Source organism: Kitasatospora sp. NPDC058218 (assembly GCF_042882445.1).
Classification (GTDB): domain Bacteria; phylum Actinomycetota; class Actinomycetes; order Streptomycetales; family Streptomycetaceae; genus Kitasatospora.
Genome location: NZ_JBHVWC010000039.1, coordinates 1 through 17,158, shown reverse-complemented (window position 1 = coordinate 17,158; position 17,158 = coordinate 1). Strand labels below are relative to the sequence as shown.

At 71.5% G+C, this 17,158-nt stretch carries 21 protein-coding genes; 7 read left to right on the top strand and 14 right to left on the bottom strand.

Features of this window, described 5'->3' with window-relative positions; translation table 11 throughout:
* Positions 1-19: 19 nt before the first annotated feature.
* The 4 genes from ACFVYI_RS24000 to ACFVYI_RS23985 form a co-directional block, all read right to left on the bottom strand.
* Positions 20-640, bottom strand: coding sequence for an L-threonylcarbamoyladenylate synthase (locus ACFVYI_RS24000; RefSeq protein ID WP_387888930.1), 621 nt, complete (start codon positions 638-640; stop codon positions 20-22).
* Positions 641-801: 161 nt separating this feature from the next.
* Positions 802-2,355 carry a hypothetical protein gene (locus tag ACFVYI_RS23995; protein ID WP_387888928.1) on the bottom strand — a complete coding sequence of 518 codons (1,554 nt, stop codon included), beginning with the start codon at positions 2,353-2,355 and terminating at the stop codon, positions 802-804.
* Between the two features lie 244 nt (positions 2,356-2,599).
* The gene (locus ACFVYI_RS23990; protein ID WP_387888926.1) at positions 2,600-2,797 is read right to left on the bottom strand and encodes a hypothetical protein; all 198 of its coding nucleotides are present in this window, start codon (positions 2,795-2,797) and stop codon (positions 2,600-2,602) included.
* Positions 2,798-2,921: 124 nt separating this feature from the next.
* The gene (locus ACFVYI_RS23985) at positions 2,922-3,425 is read right to left on the bottom strand and encodes a hypothetical protein (RefSeq protein WP_387888924.1); all 504 of its coding nucleotides are present in this window, start codon (positions 3,423-3,425) and stop codon (positions 2,922-2,924) included.
* Positions 3,426-4,225: 800 nt separating this feature from the next.
* Here ACFVYI_RS23985 and ACFVYI_RS23980 point away from each other — a divergent pair.
* Positions 4,226-5,215, top strand: coding sequence for a LuxR C-terminal-related transcriptional regulator (locus ACFVYI_RS23980; RefSeq protein ID WP_387888922.1), 990 nt, complete (start codon positions 4,226-4,228; stop codon positions 5,213-5,215).
* Positions 5,216-5,267: 52 nt separating this feature from the next.
* Here ACFVYI_RS23980 and ACFVYI_RS23975 read toward each other — a convergent pair whose 3' ends face one another.
* On the bottom strand, positions 5,268-5,999 hold the full coding sequence (locus ACFVYI_RS23975; protein WP_387888920.1) for an HAD family hydrolase: 732 nt from the start codon (positions 5,997-5,999) through the stop codon (positions 5,268-5,270).
* A gap of 76 nt (positions 6,000-6,075) precedes the next feature.
* Between ACFVYI_RS23975 and ACFVYI_RS23970 the strand changes: the two genes are divergently transcribed.
* The 3 genes from ACFVYI_RS23970 to ACFVYI_RS23960 all read left to right on the top strand — a co-directional run bounded on the left by ACFVYI_RS23970 (position 6,076) and on the right by ACFVYI_RS23960 (position 9,345).
* Complete coding sequence (locus tag ACFVYI_RS23970) at positions 6,076-6,237, top strand: hypothetical protein (protein ID WP_387888918.1); 162 nt, start codon at positions 6,076-6,078, stop codon at positions 6,235-6,237.
* 41 nt (positions 6,238-6,278) lie between these two features.
* Entirely contained in the window at positions 6,279-7,445 is a 1,167-nt protein-coding gene (locus ACFVYI_RS23965) for a 4-hydroxybenzoate 3-monooxygenase (protein ID WP_387889091.1), read from the top strand.
* 79 nt (positions 7,446-7,524) lie between these two features.
* A complete protein-coding gene (locus tag ACFVYI_RS23960; protein ID WP_387888916.1) occupies positions 7,525-9,345 on the top strand; it encodes a methyltransferase in 1,821 nt (606 codons plus the stop codon).
* A gap of 86 nt (positions 9,346-9,431) precedes the next feature.
* On the opposite strand, the gene ACFVYI_RS23955 is transcribed toward ACFVYI_RS23960, so the two are convergent.
* On the bottom strand, positions 9,432-9,647 hold the full coding sequence (locus ACFVYI_RS23955) for a hypothetical protein (protein ID WP_387888913.1): 216 nt from the start codon (positions 9,645-9,647) through the stop codon (positions 9,432-9,434).
* 228 nt (positions 9,648-9,875) lie between these two features.
* Between ACFVYI_RS23955 and ACFVYI_RS23950 the strand changes: the two genes are divergently transcribed.
* On the top strand, positions 9,876-10,532 hold the full coding sequence (locus ACFVYI_RS23950) for a maleylpyruvate isomerase N-terminal domain-containing protein (protein ID WP_387888910.1): 657 nt from the start codon (positions 9,876-9,878) through the stop codon (positions 10,530-10,532).
* Between the two features lie 64 nt (positions 10,533-10,596).
* Here ACFVYI_RS23950 and ACFVYI_RS23945 read toward each other — a convergent pair whose 3' ends face one another.
* Positions 10,597-10,911, bottom strand: coding sequence for a hypothetical protein (locus tag ACFVYI_RS23945; RefSeq protein ID WP_387888909.1), 315 nt, complete (start codon positions 10,909-10,911; stop codon positions 10,597-10,599).
* Between the two features lie 218 nt (positions 10,912-11,129).
* Here ACFVYI_RS23945 and ACFVYI_RS23940 point away from each other — a divergent pair, with 218 nt between their 5' ends.
* Positions 11,130-11,567, top strand: a complete 438-nt coding sequence (locus ACFVYI_RS23940; protein WP_387888906.1) for a PPOX class F420-dependent oxidoreductase — start codon at positions 11,130-11,132, stop codon at positions 11,565-11,567.
* 90 nt (positions 11,568-11,657) lie between these two features.
* On the opposite strand, the gene ACFVYI_RS23935 is transcribed toward ACFVYI_RS23940, so the two are convergent.
* The gene (locus tag ACFVYI_RS23935; protein ID WP_360642073.1) at positions 11,658-11,939 is read right to left on the bottom strand and encodes a peptidylprolyl isomerase; all 282 of its coding nucleotides are present in this window, start codon (positions 11,937-11,939) and stop codon (positions 11,658-11,660) included.
* 367 nt (positions 11,940-12,306) lie between these two features.
* On the opposite strand from ACFVYI_RS23935, the gene ACFVYI_RS23930 reads away from it, so the two are divergent.
* Positions 12,307-12,783 (top strand): hypothetical protein, encoded by a 477-nt coding sequence (locus ACFVYI_RS23930; protein ID WP_387888904.1) that lies wholly within the window; start codon positions 12,307-12,309, stop codon positions 12,781-12,783.
* Positions 12,784-12,893: 110 nt separating this feature from the next.
* Here the strand turns inward: ACFVYI_RS23930 and ACFVYI_RS23925 are convergent, their stop codons facing one another.
* The 6 genes from ACFVYI_RS23925 to ACFVYI_RS23900 form a co-directional block, all read right to left on the bottom strand.
* The gene (locus tag ACFVYI_RS23925) at positions 12,894-13,205 is read right to left on the bottom strand and encodes a hypothetical protein (protein ID WP_387888903.1); all 312 of its coding nucleotides are present in this window, start codon (positions 13,203-13,205) and stop codon (positions 12,894-12,896) included.
* A 260-nt stretch (positions 13,206-13,465) separates the two neighbouring features.
* Positions 13,466-13,882, bottom strand: coding sequence for a DUF2690 domain-containing protein (locus ACFVYI_RS23920; RefSeq protein ID WP_387888901.1), 417 nt, complete (start codon positions 13,880-13,882; stop codon positions 13,466-13,468).
* Between the two features lie 110 nt (positions 13,883-13,992).
* Positions 13,993-14,430, bottom strand: a complete 438-nt coding sequence (locus ACFVYI_RS23915; protein ID WP_387888898.1) for a hypothetical protein — start codon at positions 14,428-14,430, stop codon at positions 13,993-13,995.
* A 527-nt stretch (positions 14,431-14,957) separates the two neighbouring features.
* Positions 14,958-15,308: a spore-associated protein gene (locus ACFVYI_RS23910; RefSeq protein ID WP_387888896.1), complete on the bottom strand. Its 351-nt coding sequence runs from the start codon at positions 15,306-15,308 to the stop codon at positions 14,958-14,960.
* Between the two features lie 129 nt (positions 15,309-15,437).
* Positions 15,438-15,779, bottom strand: coding sequence for a spore-associated protein A (locus ACFVYI_RS23905; protein WP_387888894.1), 342 nt, complete (start codon positions 15,777-15,779; stop codon positions 15,438-15,440).
* Between the two features lie 485 nt (positions 15,780-16,264).
* Positions 16,265-16,693, bottom strand: coding sequence for a DUF2690 domain-containing protein (locus ACFVYI_RS23900; RefSeq protein ID WP_387888892.1), 429 nt, complete (start codon positions 16,691-16,693; stop codon positions 16,265-16,267).
* Positions 16,694-17,158 lie beyond the last annotated feature (465 nt).

The following is a 17,158-nucleotide window of genomic DNA, read 5'->3' as shown; positions in this document are numbered from 1 at the left end:
CCTCAGCCGACCCGTGCCGTCACTCGAAGCGCGTGGGGTCGCCGGCCCCCCGTCGGACGATCTCCGCCGCGCCGTTGGAGAAGTCGACCACCGTCGTCGGGTCCGTCCCGCAGTCGCCGGAATCCACCACGGCGTCCAGCACGTGGTCGAGCCGCTCCTTGATCTCCCACCCCTGGGTCAACGGCTCCTCCTCGCCGGGCAGGAGCAGGGTGCTGGAGACGAGGGGCTCGCCGAGTTCGGCGAGCAGGGCCTGGGTGACGACGTGGTCGGGGATCCTGACCCCCACCGTCTTCTTCTTCGGGTGCATCAGACGGCGCGGGACCTCCTTGGTGGCGGGGAGGATGAAGGTGTAGCTGCCCGGCGTCGCCGCCTTGATGGCGCGGAAGACGGCGTTGTCGATGTGGACGAACTGCCCCAGCTGGGCGAAGTTCTCGCACATCAGGGTGAAGTGGTGGCGGTCGTCGAGCCGCCGGATCGACCGGATCCGTTCGAGGCCCTCGTGGTTGCCCATGCGGCAGCCGAGGGCGAAACAGGAGTCGGTCGGGTACGCGATGAGGGCGCCGGAGCGGAGGCTGTCGGCCACGCTGCCGATGGTCCGGGCCTGGGGGGTCTGCGGGTGCACGTCGAAGTACTTCGCCATTGGTCGACCCTACGGGATCGACCGGGCCGACCGGGGGCTGGCCCGCGGGGTGGAGGCCGAGCGCCTGCCCGGGTGGCGAGCGGAGCCGTCCGGACGCGGGAACGGGGCGAGCCCCGCCCGGGGTGGGCGGGGCTCGCAACGCGTGTCGGGTGGGTGTGGAGTCAGCGGCCGCCGGTGACCAGGATCTGGGCGGAGCCGTCGGGCATGCCGGCGATGCCGACGCGCTGGGCGTTGAAGGTGGAGGCGCCGTTGGCGCCGGCGATGGGGTTGAACGGGGTCCAGGTGCCATCGGGGCGGCGGGTCCGGTGGTAGGCGTTGCCGTCGTTGCCGATGGCGAGGATCTGGGCGGTTCCGTCGGGCGTGATGGTGATGGCGGCGTTGGTGGCGTACATGTCGGGGGTGCCGACACCGCTGATGGGGGTGAGTCCGGTCCAGGTGCCGTCGGCGCGGCGGATCTCGTGGTAGACCCTGCCGTCGGCGCCGATGACGAGGATCTGGGCGGAGCCGTCGGGGTTGGCGGCGATGGAGACGTCGAGTGCCTGCATCGCGGCGCCGTTGGACGAGGTGAGCGGCTGGAAGCCGGTCCAGGTGCCGTTGGCCGCACGGACGGTGTGGTACGCGACGCCGTCGCCGCCGATGGCGAGGACCTGGGCGGAGCCGTCCGGGCCGACCGTGATCGACACGTGGCCGGCCTTCATCGCGGAGCCGTCCGCGAGGGTGAGCGGCTGGAAGCCGGTCCAGGTGCCGTCGGGCCGGCGGATCTCGTGGTAGAGGGCGTTGTCGGCGCCGACCGCGAGGACCTGGGCGGTGTTGTCCGGGCCGACCGCGATGGAGACCTGGCTGGCGGCCATCTGGTGGCCGCTGTTGTCGTTCAGGGGGCCCCAGGGCTGCCAACCGCCGCTGATGTAGCGGACGGTGTGGTAGATGTTGCCGTCCAGGCCGACGCCGACGACCTGGGCGGAGCCGTCCGGGGCGGCGGCGATGGACTCGCCGTAGCCGTTGAACTGCGGGGCCGAGCCGACACCGGCGAGCGCGCCGAGGGTGGTCCAGGTGCCGTCGGCATTGCGGGTGCCGTGGAAGAACTGGCCCTTGGTGCGGCTGGCGGGTGCGGGAGCTGGGGCGGGGGCGTCGGCGGCGATCTGGTCGTAGCGGTAGGCGAGGAAGCCGCGGCTGGACATCTCGGAGCGGTCCATGGTGCGGGCCCGGGTCGGGCCGGAGCGGCCCCACTCCTCGATGATGTTGGCGGTGTAGTGGGAGCTGTCGGCCCAGCCGGTGAACAGCACGGTGTGGGTCGTGATGTTGTTGAGGGCGTCGCCGGGCTGGAGGCTGTCGATGCTGATGCGGGTGGAGACGTCGGGCAGCGAGTTGGTGGTCAGGCTGTCCGGCAGCTGCCAGGCCATCGACACCAGACCGGAGCAGTCCTGGCGGTAGCGACCGCCGGTCTCCGTGTCGGACCACCAACCGTACGGGCTGGTCAGGCCGTTGGGGCTGTACGGGACCGCCTTGTTCACCCAGTCCTGAGCCCGGGCCACGGCCTGGCTGCGGGTCACGGTGCCGCCGGGCGCGGCGCCGTTGCCGAGGGTGCCGGTCGTGGCGGCCCGGGCCCAGCTCGTGACCAGGGTGTCGGCCTGGGCGGGCAGGACGGAGAGGACGGCGGAGGCGCAGGCGGCGGCGAGGGCGATGGCGAGGCCGCGGGAGACGGTACGACGGGACATGGCGGATGGACCCTTCTGTGGTCGTGTGCATGACAGAATTGGAGCGGTGCTCAGGCCGCCGTTGCGGCGAGGAGCGGGGGCGGGTGGCCGCCGCCGGCGATGGCGGGGCCGGGATTTCGCGCTCGGCACCCTTGTGGCGCGGGCCCGGTGAGCCGGTCGGCTGCCCTGCAGGAGCAGCCGTCGGCGGGATGCGGCGGGCCGGTGGGTCGGCGGGCCGGGCGGGCCGGGTGGGTCGAGCGGGGCGTCAGCCCCAGATCATGTTGTCGCCCTGGACGGGGGTGCCCGGCTGGGCGGCGACGTCCTCGTGGACGGTGACGGCCTGGACGGTGGTCGTCGGCTCGGCGGGGGCGGCGTGGGCGGCGTGGGCGGCCGCGGTGGGAACCAGGGCGGCGAGGGCGAGAGCGGTGACCGCGGCGGCCTCGGCGATGACGGTACGGAACATGACGATCTCCTCATTCGGGTGTGACGACAGGTGGATTCCGGTGTGGGCATCCCGCGGTGACGCCCTGTCCGGTGTGTCGTCCGAGTTGGTGTCCCCTTCCGACAACCACTAGCTTCGTCGCCGGTCAGGGCGGGTGGAAGGGGTACCGGATGGACGGAAGCGTCCCTGGACCGTTCCGGCCAGGACGGTCGGGTCCACCGGATTCGCCGGATTCGCCGGGTCCGTCGGGTCCGCCGGGTCCGTCGGGTCCGCCGGGTCCGCCGGGTCCGCCGGGTCCGTCGGGTCCGCCGGGGTCGCCTGGTCCGTCAGGGCCGTCCCCTCCGGACAGCAGCCGCTCGTAGAAGGGCGCGACGAGCGGCACGGCGACGGTCGCCGTCCGCCAGCCCGCGAGGCGGGGCGTGGCGGCCAGCGCGCGCCGGCAGAACCTGGCGGTCCGGCTCTCCGCCTCGGCCAGGGAGCCCGCGAGGAGGTAGACGCCGAGCACGGGTTGCGGGACCGCGTCCGGGTGGACGACGACGTGCTCGACCCGGTCCTCGGGGCGGACCGCCGCCAGCAGGAGTTCGCGGGCGTCGAGGGGCAGCGGGCCGCCCGGCGCAGGAGGCCGCAGAGTGGCGTGGACGAGGTACATGGACCGAGCGTGGCGAAGCGGACATTCGCCGTATAGGGGATGCCCGTGGACGGTTTCGGCCCTGGCCGGAACCGTCCACCGACAGCGGTGCCGCAACCGGCGTCGCTCGTGAGATGACGGGCGCGTTCCGTAGCCCGCCGCGCTCGTCCGGGAGCCGTGCGAGGCATCGTGTGGTTCGCTCCCGACGGCGCGCCCCGGCGCCGGCGCACCGGGCCGCCGAGCCCGTCGGCCCCCGGGGCGTCAACATTCACGGCGATGTCGCGGATCCACCGGGACAACTGCGCGAGGTCGCGATCACAACCGCGAGGAATCGGTTCCGTGCGCCGGGATCGTCGAGCTAGCCTTTGATCATGCAATTCGACGTCGACAGGGCGTACTTGGGACTGTCGTTCGGTGCGGATCGGAGGGTGCTCGGCGAGGCGGCGGTCCACAGGAGCACCGCCTCGTGAGGACCACCGTCGGCGGCTCGCTCCCGCGCCGGGCGAGCGACGTGCGGCCGCCGCCACCGTCCCACGGCCACCCGTCGTACGGTTCCCGGCCGTTGGGCCCGAACGGCCGGCGACCGTCACCGGCGCCCGGAGTTCGCGCGCCGGCGGTGTGAGGGGCGCAGGGAGGTGCGGGCGCCGGTGCGCGGACCTGCGGACCGGGCGCGCCGAAGCGGGGAACCACCGTACAGCGAGTCACCGCACGGGGGGTCAGCGTGGGTGGGTGAGGTCGTAACCGCGACCGCCCACCGGTGCCGCAGTCGCCGCGAAGTGACCGCGCGCGTTCCGAGAACGAGTTCATCACAAGGGGGGGAGATGCTCACGGCACTGGGGCTGGACGACGTCTCGGAGGTGGTCTACCGGGCGATGCTCGCTCACCCGCAGGAGGGTGTGGCCGCCCTCGGCACCCGGCTCGCCCTGCCCGAACGGCAGGTCAGGAAGTCTCTGGACGTCCTCAGCGAACTGGCGCTGCTGCGCCCGTCCGCCGACCGGGAGGGTGAGCTGCGCGCCGTTCCCCCCGAGGTCGGGATGGAGGCGCTGATGGCTCGCCAGCAGGCCGAACTCGCCGCGCAGCAGCTGCGCATCGAGGCGTCCCGGGCGGCGGCCGCCCAGCTGATCGCCGACTTCGCCGACCTGCGGTCGGTCGGCAGCCATCCGGGTGTCGAGCAGCTCACGGGACTCGACCGGATCCGGGACCGGCTGACCGTGCTCACCCGGGAGGTGCGCGAGGAGGTCATGACCTTCGCGCCCGACGGTGGGCAGAAGCCCGAGAACATCGAGGCCGCCAAGCCGCTCGACCTCGACCTGCTGGGGCGCGGCATTCGCATGCGGACCGTCTACCTGGACAGCGTCCGCAACAGCCCGCACACCGTCGAGTACGTCAACTGGCTCGCCGGCCAGGGCGGTCAGGTCCGTACCGTGCCCGCGCTCGCGACCCGGATGATCGTGGTCGACCGGGCCACCGCCGTCATCCCGGTGCGCAGCGACGACACCGCGGCCGGCGCCGTCGTTCTGACCGGTCAGGGGATGCTGACCGCGTTGTGCGCCCTGTTCGAGAGCGTCTGGGCGGGAGCCCGGCCGATCGGCTCGGCCGCCCGGCTCGACGAGCACGGGCTCTCGCCCCAGGAGCGGACCGCCCTCGCCCTGCTGGCGGACGGTCACACCGACGACGCCATCGCCAAGCGCCTCGGGGTCTCGCCCCGTACCGCCCGCCGCATCGCCACCGACCTCATGGAACGCCTCGACGCCCGCAGTCGCTTCCAGGCGGGCGTCCGGGCGGCCCAGGTCGGCTGGCTCACGATGTGAGGCGCCGGGGCGCGTCCCCCCGCCCGTCACGGGGGTGCGGGCGGGGGGAGGGTCAGGGGTTCGTGGGTGACAGGTGCTCGGGGAGGGCGGTGAGGTGTTCGATGCGGAGCACCGTGCCGTCCGTGCTGGGTGAGGGTCCGCCGGTGACGAAGTCGATGCCGCGGTCGAGCCAGATGCCGGTGAGTCCGGCGCGGGTGGCCGCGTGCACGTCGCCGTCCAGCATGTCGCCCACGTTGACGGCCCGCGCGGGGTCGGTCCCCATCCGCCGGCAGGCGGCGGCGTAGGCGGCGGGCTTGGCCGCACCCAGCTCGGCGGGGGTCAGGACGGCTTCGAAGTACTGGAGGAGGTCGAGGCGGGCAAGCTTGGCGCGCTGCTGTCCGGGGTCGCCGTTGGTGAGAACGGGCAGCCGAGGTCCTCGTGGGAGCCGTTTCAGGCGCTCCAGGCAGGGCCGGACATCGGGATAGCACCGCCAGGACTCCTCGAAAGCGGTGAGGTAGCGCTCCGCGATCCAGACGTCCAGAAGGTCGGGACTCCCGGGCACCGGCTCGCCGAGCTCCGGCGGGAAGGATCGGACCCGGCGCCGGTGGTGCTCGGCGAAGGAGCACTGTCCGGCCAGGTATTCCCGCATGTGGCGTGCTTCCAGCGTCCACCACAGCGCCGCCAGGTCCTGCGGGGGAGCGGTCGCGTTCGGTGCGGTCCGTACGATCCGGCCGATCGCTTCGAAGACCGCGCTGCGGTGATCGACCAGGGTGCCGTCCAGATCGAAGAAGATCACATCTGCCATGGGTGGATCATCGCCCGCCGTCCGTCCCCGGCACCAGCCGGTGGGGGCCGGCAAGAGCCCGGGGTGCCCTGCGGGCGTGGACGGCCTGGCCGTCGCGGGCGGCGATGGCGCCGGTCGCGAACGCGGCGACGGCCGGCCAACCTCGGTGGCCATGGAAAGGATTGTCCTCCTATTAGTCAATTCGGGTTACTGGCACCATGTCGGGCGCATATCGGTGATTATGATCCACTTCTTGTGACGAACAGTCAGAGCACCAGAACAGCACCGCAGTCGGCCGACGTGGTGGTCCTCGGCGCCGGCCCTGCCGGCCTCCTGTTAGGGAACCTGCTCCACCGCGGCGGGATCGACTGCGTGGTCCTGGAGCGCGCCGACCGCGGCCACGTCCAGACCCGGGCGCGCGCCGGCTTCCTCGCGGCCAACACCGTACGGATCCTGGACCGCCACGGTCTGGCCGGGGGCCTGCACCGGCACGGCAGGGAGCACGGCGCCTGCGAGTTCCGCACCGCCGAAGGCCGCTTCCGCCTGGACTACGGCGGCCTCGGCCGGGGCGAGCGGCACACCGTCTACCCCCAGCAGGACCTGGTCACCGACCTGTTGACGCACTACCTGGAGGCAGGCGGGCGGATCCACTTCGGGACCGAGGCCCTGGCCGTCCACGACGCGGGCACCACCCGCCCGTCCGTGGCCGTCCGGGAGACGGACGGCCGCCCCGGACACTGGCGGGCCAGGTACGTGGCCGGCTGCGACGGCCGGCACGGTGCGGCCCGGCGGTCCCTGCCGCCCGGCGCCGTACGCCACCACCGGGACCACGGGATCTCCTGGCTCGGCCTGCTCGCCCAGGCGCCGCCGAGCCTTGACGCCGTGGGTTACGCGGTCCACGACCGCGGCTTCGCCGGACACATGGCCCGAACCCCGGAGGTCACGCGCTACTACCTGCAGTGCGAGCGCGGCACCGCGGCCGCAGCCCGCTCCGACGAGGACCTCTGGGACGAACTCGACACGCGGATGTACGCCCCGGAGCACGGACCGCTGAACCGCGGCCGATTCCTCCACCGCGGGGTCGTCGACTTCGAGTCCGACGTCATCGAACCGCTGCGCCACGGATCGCTCCTGCTGGCAGGGGATGCCGCGAGCCTGATCAGCCCGTCCGCCGCGAAGGGGGCCAACCTCGCGGTCCTGGAGGCGGAACTGCTCGCCCACGCCCTGGTCGCCGACCTCGCGCACGGCGACCCCCGGGCCCTGGACCGCTACTCACGGCAGGCCCTGGCCCACATCTGGCGGGCGCAGGAGTTCTCGCACTGGATGATCCGGCTGCTGCACCGGGAGCCCTCCGCTCCGGGAAGCGAATCGTTCTTCCACGAATCCTTGCGGCTCTCGCGCCTCGAATCGCTGCGCACCTCGCGCACCCACCAGGACTGGTTCGCCGAGAACTACACCGGCGTCTGAACCGCCCGCCCCACTCCGCCCGGCTGCCCGCTGCTCGCCGGCTGCCGGACTCCCGCACACCCTGACAAGGAAACGCACCATGCCGACCACAACGACGCCCCCGGACGCCGACGATGCCACCCGCCTCCTCGCGGCGGCCGCGTTCGTCCGGGAGCACGACAGCACCGCGCTGCTCCGGCTCCTGCTTCCCGGGCTCCGCGGACCGCGGCTACGGGCGCTGGCGGACCACTGCAGCTTCGCGCACGCCGCGGTGCTGGTCTTCCCGCCGGACCAGGAGGCGCTGCACGACCAACTGGCCGCCTGCGGCCTGGCGGCCGACGCGCCGCCGACGCCCAGCACCGTGGTCCGCGAGCGGCTGGCGCTCCGGCACGGGCACGACGCGTCGGGCCTGGACGTCGCCATCCTGCGGCCGCCGCTGCACGGTCCGCGCGGCGAGCCCAGGGTGGTCGAGGTGTTCGCACTGACCGTTCCGCCGGGGTCCGACCTGGCCCCGATCGCCGCGCACGAGCGTGCCGCACAGCACGAGGCACACCTCGCCTTCGAGGTCGGGTCCGCCGACCCGCTCGTCCTGGACGGCCTGTGCGCGCTCCTCGCCCGGCACGGCGCGCGCCCCGACGGCGGCGGCTACAACCCGCACGAGGACGGCACCGTCCTCTACTTCACCGCTCCCGCCGGCTCGCTGACCGGGTACCGGCGGCTGGAGCTCCACGTGGCGGGCGCCCACCCGGACACCCTGGCCGCACACCTCGGCGAGCACCCGGGCGAGCACCCGGGTACGCCGGGCGAGCGCCCGGCGCAGCGCCACCCGCACGGGCCCGCCGAGCCGCACCGCCAAGCCGAAACGCTCCTGCACCTGCTCACCGGAGCCTGGACGACCCAGGCCCTCACGGTGTTCGCCCGCCTGGGGCTGCCCGACCTCCTGGACACCGGCACGGGGACCAGTGCCGAGGCGCTGGCACACCGGGTCGGTGCCCACCCGCAGAGCCTCGCGACCCTCCTGCGCTACCTCGTGATGCTGAACGTGGTGGCGCACCACCCGGACGGCTTCCGGCTCACCGGCACCGGGGCGCTCCTGAGGACGGACGCCCCGGGGTCGATGCGCCCGCTGGCACTGATGTACGGCGGTCCGTTCTACCGCTCCTTCGCGGAACTCGGGCACACCGTGCGGACCGGACAGGCCGCCTTCGACCACCTCTTCGGCGAGAACCACTTCGACCACTTCGCCCGGGACCCGGAACTGGCGGAGCTGTTCGACCGGGCGATGGCCGCGAGCTCGCGGATGTTCGAGCCGATTCCCGCGCATCCGGTCCTCGCGGCCGCAGGCCGGGCGCCCGATCCCGGCACCGTCGTCGACATCGCCGGTGGGAACGGGGAACTGCTCGGACACGTCCTGGCCGCGCACCCGCGCCTGCGCGGGGTCCTGCTCGAACGCCCGCACGCGGTCGCCGCCGCCCGCAGGCTGCTGGACACGGCGGGCTGCGGCGGACGCTGCACGTACCTGACGGGCGACTTCGCGGACGTGCCGTCGGGCGCGGACGTCTACCTGCTCTCCCGGGTGCTGCACGACTGGAGTGACGAGCGCTGCCGGGAGATCCTGCGCCACGTGGCCGGTGCGATGCCCGCCCACGCCGACCTGCTCATCGTCGAGCGGGTGCTGCCCGCCGACGGCTCGACCTCGCTGGCCACCGCGTGGGACCTCCACATGATGTGCAACACCGGCGGCCGCGAACGCCGCGCCGACCACTTCGCCCGGCTCCTGGCCGACGCCGGCCTCGAACTCGTGGGCGGCACGCCGCTGCCGCTCGACGGCACCGTCCTGCACGCTCGCAAGGCCGCGGTACCGGCCCCCGCGCGGTCGGACCGCCGGGCGCCGGCCGCGGTGGGAGCGACGGCCCACTAGCCGGTCGGCCCCCGCCCCCGGACCCGTCCGCGAGGCGGCTGTCCGGGGCCGGGGGCACGGCCCGCGTGCGGCCGAGCGCGGGGGGCTCAGGCCGCCCGGCCGGTGACGGACAGGTGCGAACACGCGGACCGCGCGGCCTCCAGGAACTCAGCGCGCAGGGAGGTGACACGTTCGATGAGCGGGTCACGGGTGAGGCCACCGGCCATGGCCGACCAGGACGCAGGGCAGCGGTCCGCCAGAGCGAGGATCCGGACGACCTCGTCACCCGACAGGCACTCGCTCTCCAGAAGGCAGAACTCCAACAGGTCCCTCTCCCCACACCTCTCCTCGAACCTCTTGTCCGGCCAGTCCTGGAGGAGGCACCACGCGACCCACGCCGCGCTGATCCGTGGTTGATCGCTCAGTGCCCGGATGCTTCAGGGTTCACGACAGCTCCGCTGACGGGGGTGAACAGGGGCGGCCCGCCAGGAAGAGGGGCTCGCCGAAGCGGCCCCCGACGACCGGGGCGCGGGCGGTGGTAGCTTGCGGGCGTGGAACTCTTCGGACGGTCATGGGCGGCCCTGCGGGCGGCGGTGGACGGGCTCGCGGAGGAGTACTTCGCCGAGCCGTCGGGGTGCACCGGGTGGCTGGTGCGGGACCTGGTGTGCCATCTGGTGATCGACGCCCAGGATGTGCTGATCACACTGGTGACCCCGTCCCCGGCGGAGCCCACCCGGGACGCGGCGTCGTACTGGCAGGCGGCCACCGAACCACCGGACGGGCAGGACCCGCTGGACGCGCTGACCGTACGACTGGCCGCCGCGTACGGGGACCCGGCTCTGCTGCGCTTCCACCTGGACGACGTCGGCTCGGCGGCCGGGCGCGCCGCCGAACTCGCCGATCCGCGCCTGCGGGTGGCCACCCAGGGGCAGGTGCTGACCGTGGGCGACTACCTGCACGCGTACGTGCTGGAGTGGACGCTGCACCACCTCGACCTGGTGGCCCACCTGCCGCAGGTGCCTGGCCCGCCCGCCGAGGGACTCGCCGCGGCGCGGCGGTTGCTGGAGCGGATCGCCGGCGGTGCGTTCCCGGCACCGTTCCCCGACGCCGACGCGCTGCTGGTCGGCACCGGCCGGCGGGTCGCGACCCGGGCCGAGCGGGCAGAGCTCGGGGCCCTGGGGACGAGGCTGCCGCTGGTCCTCGGCTGAGCGGAGCGGCGGAGCCGAGCGCGGGCCGGTTGGAGGCCGGGGAGTTCGCGCCGGATGGTGCGGTTCACGGTTGCCGATCACGGCCGGCGGCGGCCGCCCAGCCGATCCCGATCACCAGCGCGAGCACCATGAGCACCACACCCAGCACGATCGACGTCCAGCCTCCGCCGGTCAGGCTGTCCAACTGTTCCTGGTAGGTGGTGTCGTGCGGCTCGGGCATCCCCTCGGAGAACGAGCCGGTGACCTTGGGGTGGCAGATGTCACCCGGCACCATCGGCCGGCCGTAACAGCTGGGCACCGCGGTGTTCAGCTTGTCGACGCCGGACAGGACCAGGCCGGCGCCACCGGCGAGCACGAGAAGCAGGATCACGATTCCCATGACCGGCACGGCCCCCTGTCCCTCGTGCGGCCGCCGAACCGGCGCGCCCTCGGACACTTCGACGCGCCACCCCTCCCGGCCGGTTCCGCCGAACCGGGTGCGCCGGTCGGGTTCGGCCGTCGGCCGCCCCGCCGTCGGCTAATCTGGCGCCACGTCAGGCAGCCGGGAGCGGCGCGAGACCGCGAGCACTGCCACGGAACCGAAGCGGGAGAGGGCCGATGGGCGGCTGGACAGAGGAGATCCGGGCGCGGGTGCGGGAGCCGCGGATCTGGTTCGTGGCGACCACCGGGGCGGACGGCGCCCCGCACGTGACCCCGATGTGGATCGAGCTGGAGGGCGACCGGGTGCTCTTCAACACGACCATCGGCCGGGTCAAGGAGCGGAACCTGCGCCACGACCCCCGCGTCTGCCTCTCCCACGCCGACCCGGCCGATCCGTACGACCGCATCCAGATCCACGGCCGGGCCGTCGAGTTCGTGACCGGTGAGCAGGCCGACCGGCAGATGGACCGCCTCGCACAGAAGTACCTCGGCGTCGAACAGTACGGTTGGCTGATCCCGGGGGAGCGGCGGGTCACCGTGTTCGTCGAGCCCACCCGGATCCGCCGCGTCGTCGGGGTCGAACCGCTGCCCGCGGCCGCCCGGTTCACCGACTGACCCCGGTTCCTCCGGTCCGCGCCCGAGCGGCCCGAAGCCCTCGCACTCCGCGTGCGAGGGCTTCGCCGTCATGCGGGCGGGCCTCCGGCCTCAGTCCTGGCGGCTGGTCACTTCCAGCAGGTGCATCCCGAACTGGGTCTTCACCGGTCCCTGGACCTCACCGACCGGGGCCGAGAAGACGACCCGGTCGAACTCGGGCACCATCTGTCCCGGACCGAACGCACCCAGGTCGCCACCGTCGCGCGCCGAGGGGCACGACGAGTGCTTCTTCGCCAGCTCGGCGAAGTCGGAGCCGTTCGCGATCTGCTCCTTCAGCTGCAACGCTTCCGTCTCGGTCTTCACCAGAATGTGCCGTGCGGTGGCCCTGGCCATCTGTCACGTCCTCTCAAGTACCACGCTGTCCGGGCTCGGGCGCCCGGGGCCTCGTTCCACGGCAGCGTCACCAACCGGACCAGCCGCAGGCCCCTCGACCCTCACCACCCGCCTTCGAAGGCCGGGCACGCACCACGGTATCCGCACCCCGCCGGACGCTTCAAAGCGGTCCCGCACCGTCCTCGCCGAGTCACCGCGTGCTGGGGCGGACCTCACGGGGTGTGTGCGCTCTTCGGATACGTGGCCGCCACCCGAAATTCACAAGCAGGCATCTACCCGCATAGACGGCGTCGGGCGATCCTGGTGGCGTACCGCTTCCCGCACGGTTTCCCCAGTCCGAGGTCCACCGCCCTCACCGGGAGAGCAGATGAAGCCCCGTAGCGCAGTCACCGTCGTCGTCCTCGCCATGGCCGGGCTCGCCATCGCGGCGCCCACGGCCGGCGCCAGTGGTACCAAGCTGTCGCAGTCGACGGCCGCCGCCCAGTTCAGGAACGCCGGAATCACCTGGAGTTCCAGCGGCGGCTGCACCACCCGATCCAACTCCACCTGCACCTCGTTCGAGCAGATCAACTCCGGCACGGTGAGCACGATCATCACCCTCAAGCAGTCCAGCGGCTGTGCCATCAACATCACGGGCGGCACCGAGGTGGGCCACGCCTCCGGAACCTACAGCCACTACAACGGCTACAAGGTCGACATCTCCCGCAACTCCTGCATCGACGGCTACATCCAGAACAGCTTCACCTACATCGGCTACCGGGGTGACGGCTACCCGCAGTGGAAGGCCGCCTCGGGCAACCTGTACTGCAACGAGGGCAACCACTGGGACATCCTGGTCTACTGACGCCGGCCTCCGGGGGCGGGCGTCAGGACGGCCCCGCCCCCGCAGGAGCGTCACGGCGTACCGCCACCGTGGTGTGACAGACGGGGGGTGACGCGAACAGTGGACCCGCCTCAGATCCGGTGGTCGATCTTCCTCTCCCGCATCAACGTCTCCGACTCCGCGTCCGACAGCGGGTGCAGAGTATCCAGGAAGTGGCGTAGTCCGGGTTCGTCGAGTGTCTGGCTGGAGACCTCGACATCCCGGTTCGGGTAGCGGCGGACGAGGGTGACGGCGCGGCTGCCACCGGAGAACTCACGGACCGTGAGGATCTCGCCGTGCGCGTCCACCGCGCAGGCCACGCCCTCCTCCGCGGGCTCCTCTCCCGGTCGGACGGGGCGGTAGTCGACGGTGAAGAAGCCGGGGCCCGCCTCGGCACGGGACACCTCCATCCCCGCCGGCGCGGTGGTTCCCGTGGACTGCCCGGGTGGGGTTTGCCCCTCGGCCACACCCCACCCGGCGCATCGCGTCGACCAGGCATCGTGCCCGTTCGACGGCTGGTCACTACTCAGGTACGAGGGCCGGGACTTCTCGCAATGCCTCGCAGATATCTGGTCCCACCTCAGCGCCGCTCGCTGACCCTGCTGTAGAGACGGAACTGCACCGTCGCTGCGGCTCCGAGAATCTCCGAACGGGCACCGGAACCTCAGTGCCAGACGGTGCAGGTGTAGGAAGGGATGCAGGCCCGCGCCGGGCCCGAGCCGTCGATCATGTCACTGTAGCCAGTGGCACCTTGCGCGTGCCACTGCACGAAATCGTTCTGACTCTCCACCCAGAACACCTGCCCGTACGAGGCGTCGTAGATCCGGGCCCAGTTCGCCTTGCATGAAGGGCTGTAACGGAGTTCGACCGTGCCCAGCGCCGAAGACGCCGAGTCGACCGTGTAGGCGTCCGTGCTGCAGGCCATGTCCACCGGGTCCTTGTCGGCGCAGGAGGACCCGTAGCAGCCCGCCGTGACCTGGGGTGTGGCGGCGGATGCGGTCGGAGCGGCGAGCCCGGTCAGCGCTGTCGCGGCTGCTGCGAGACCGAGCAGGACCCTGGCCGTACGATTCGTGCGCTTCATTGGGATTTCCTTCCCTGGAGAGAGAGGTGATTGACGTTGCCCGGCGGGCTCGGCACTGCCCGCCGCATGCGCACCGGACTGCACGACGCCGCCGGCCGCAGGGTGGAACCTCAGTGCGCGTTGGTGTAGATGTAACTCCCGGTGTCCCAGTCGTAGATGGCGAGCTTGATGGTCTTACCGGCGTCGGAACGCCCGTGGTCGCTTGCCGCCCACCAGCCAGTGCCCAAGACGGTCCTGGCGGGTGCACCGGACCAGTCCCACCCGCTGCCGTTCCACGTCAGGATCCACAGGTTTTGGCCCTCGTGGGTGCTGTAGAAGAACGAGTCGATGTACTCGTGACCGTCGTCCCCCCAGTAGACGTTCATCCACGCGACCTCGCCGGTGGCGCTGACGGTGTCGCACCAGTGGTAGCCGGCCGAGCACGTGATCGAGGAGTTGAGCTGCTGCGGCGCGGCGGAGGCCGGTGCGGCGAAGGCCATGGCGCTGCCGACGAGCGCCGCGCTCGATGCGAGCGCGACCATGGCGGTACGGAACTTGACGGGTCGCATTGCTGTCTCCTGTCGGACGGCGGGGGCTTTGAGGCGTCCCAAGCGCCGTGGGGTCTCGGATGCAGTTGCGCCTCACGGGAGCGGCGAACGGGCCCGAACGGGCGCTGGTGTCGCCGAAACATGGTGGTGCCGACGTCCGAAAGCAGCCGTTGCCGAACTCGGACTTCAGCGCAGTTCGAGTGTTTACAGCCGATCGGTTGTTGCGCAGCCCCCGGCTGTTCGAAGCTGACGATGGCGGCGGTCGGGGCACCTGCCACCGGTGGCTCGGGGGCGTCGGGCGCGGTGGTGGGCAGCGTCCGGCCCGGGTGTCAGTGGGTGGCGCTCCAGATGGGGAGCAGGAGGACGAGACGAACTGCCCCCAGCTTCAACCCGGTTGCTGCGACAACCCGGCGATGAAGGTCTCGCACCTCACTCGATTCCACGGCGCCTCGTGGCGCACACCCGTTACGAAAAGACCTGCGAGTCCTATCAGGCCACCGTCACCATCGCCTCGATCCTGCTCTGGATTTGATCTTTGAAGACGGACCCTAGTCGCAATGGGTGTGCCACCGGCTGACTTCCTGGTCGTGGATCACACCGCCCCAGTCGATGCAGGTGCCGCGGCCGTTCACCGAGACGGGGCCGGCGTACGAGGTGTAGTAGCCGGAGTCGACGTCCTGGATACCGTCGTCCCGTCCGATCCAGGCATTCATCGAGAGGGCGGCGCCCGGGTGGCTGCGCACGACGACCAGGCAGTTGCGGCCCGACTCCGCGTTCCAGGTCAGGTAGGCCGTTCCGAGGTTCCCGATCGGCGCGGAGTCGATGGGTTCGTATCCGTTCCCGCAGAGTCCGGACGCGGCAGCGTGGGCGGTGGGAGTGGCAAGGGCAAGCAGTCCCATCGTCATGGCTCCCGCGATGACGGCGGGAACGGAACTTCTGAGGCCCCGGAGCCGTCCGGGACCGTCGCGAGGGCCGACCCCACCGCAATGGAGTGCTTCGACGATCATGATCGTTCCTCCTTCTCCTCGCTACCCGCAGTGCGACCTGAACTGGTACGCCCCGGTGGGTGCGTCGTCCACGTAGCCGCCCCAGTTGATGCAGGTGGCCCGCCCGTTCGCGTACACCGGACCCGCGTAGTGGTGGTAGAGGTTCTTGTCCTCCGCCTCGAAGCCGTCGGCGGTCCGCTGGATCCAGGCCGTCATGTAGTAGAGCTCGACGGGTCCGTCGTTCGCTCCGTACTTCTGTGTGACGACGCAGTTGTAGCCGTTGGATTTGTTCCAGGTCAGAAAGGTGCGCCCGTATCCGCCGATGTCGAGCGAATCGACCTCGCTGTATCCGGCGCCGCACGATCCGTTGTAGGTCCCGTTCACCGGAGTTGCTGCGGCCGCGTCCGGAAAGGCAAAGAGACCGACGGCCGCCGATGACAGGGCGATTGCGATGCGGAGGCGGAGTGAATGGATTCTTCTCACTGGGACTCCTTGTGTGATTGACCGAGTGGGTGGAGGTGGATGATCCGCGTCGGAATTCCCGGGAATGTGGAAGATCGGAAAGCGCTGTGGTGTTGGGGGGCAACTGCAGTGCGAGTTGAACTGCCGGGTCTTTCCGTAGAGGTACGAGCTGCCCCAGTCCACGCACGTTCCCTTGGCATAGACGTGGGGAGTGAACGTCGGTCACGCCCCACCCGGGCGGTCGCACCGGCCCCGCTTCGTACCATCTCGGCAGAACGGTTGGAGCCATGCGAATGCCCGCACTGCGGATTCCGAGTTCCGCCGATGTATCAGCCACAGGCCCTGAAGAAGACGGGGATCTGCGCTACCACGGCAGCTCCCCGGATCCCCGGACGGGCGGAGGCGCCTCAGTGCCAGCCGGTGCAGATGGGCTGGTCCCAGTTATCGATGCAGGCTCGCGCTTCGACCGAACCATTGACCATGTTGCCGAAACCGGTGGAGCCGGTCGCGATCCACCCGTGGATGTTTCCGTTCGTGTTCTGCACCCAGAAGTTCTGCCCGACCGAGGTGCCGGAGATCCGGGCCCAGTTCGCCCTGCACGAAGAGCTGTAGCGCAGTTCGATCTTGCCCTTCGCCGAATCCACCGACTCCACCGTGTAGGCGTCCGTGTTGCAGCCCATGTCCACCGGGTCCTGTCCGTTGCAGGAGTACCCGTAGCAGCCGGCCGTCACCTGGGTGGTGGCGGCGGATGCGGTCGGAGCGGCGAGCCCGGTCAGCGCGGTCGCAGCTGCCGCGAGGCCGAACAGGATCCGGACCGTACGATTCGTGCGCTTCATGGGGATTCCCTCCCTGGAGACGAGGTGGCGGACGCTGCCCAGCAGGCTCGGCACCGTCCGCCGCATGCGCACCGCGGCCCGCACGGGGGCGGTGCCACCGTGGCGCAGCCGTGCCGGCGCCAGGGCCGGCCGTTGTCGCGCTCCGGCCCTGACACAGCCGAGCTTTCACGGCCGACCGGTTGTTGCGCAGCCTCCTCATCACGTGAAACAAAGTGCCGCTCGGTCGGCCGAAACGAGGACTGGAACAGGACGGGTCGTTGAGGAGCCGTTGCAGCGGCTCTCCCCGGTGCGTACGTTGACGGTCCGGTTGGTGTCGCCGAGTGGGGGAGGACACGGGATGGGGCGCCAGGAGAGCCCGCTGGATCCGGCTGCCGGGCCGGTCCAGCGCTTCGCGTTCGAGTTGCGCGAGTTGCGCCGGGACGCGGGGGACGTCACCTACCGGGTCATGGCCGGCCGTACCCGGTA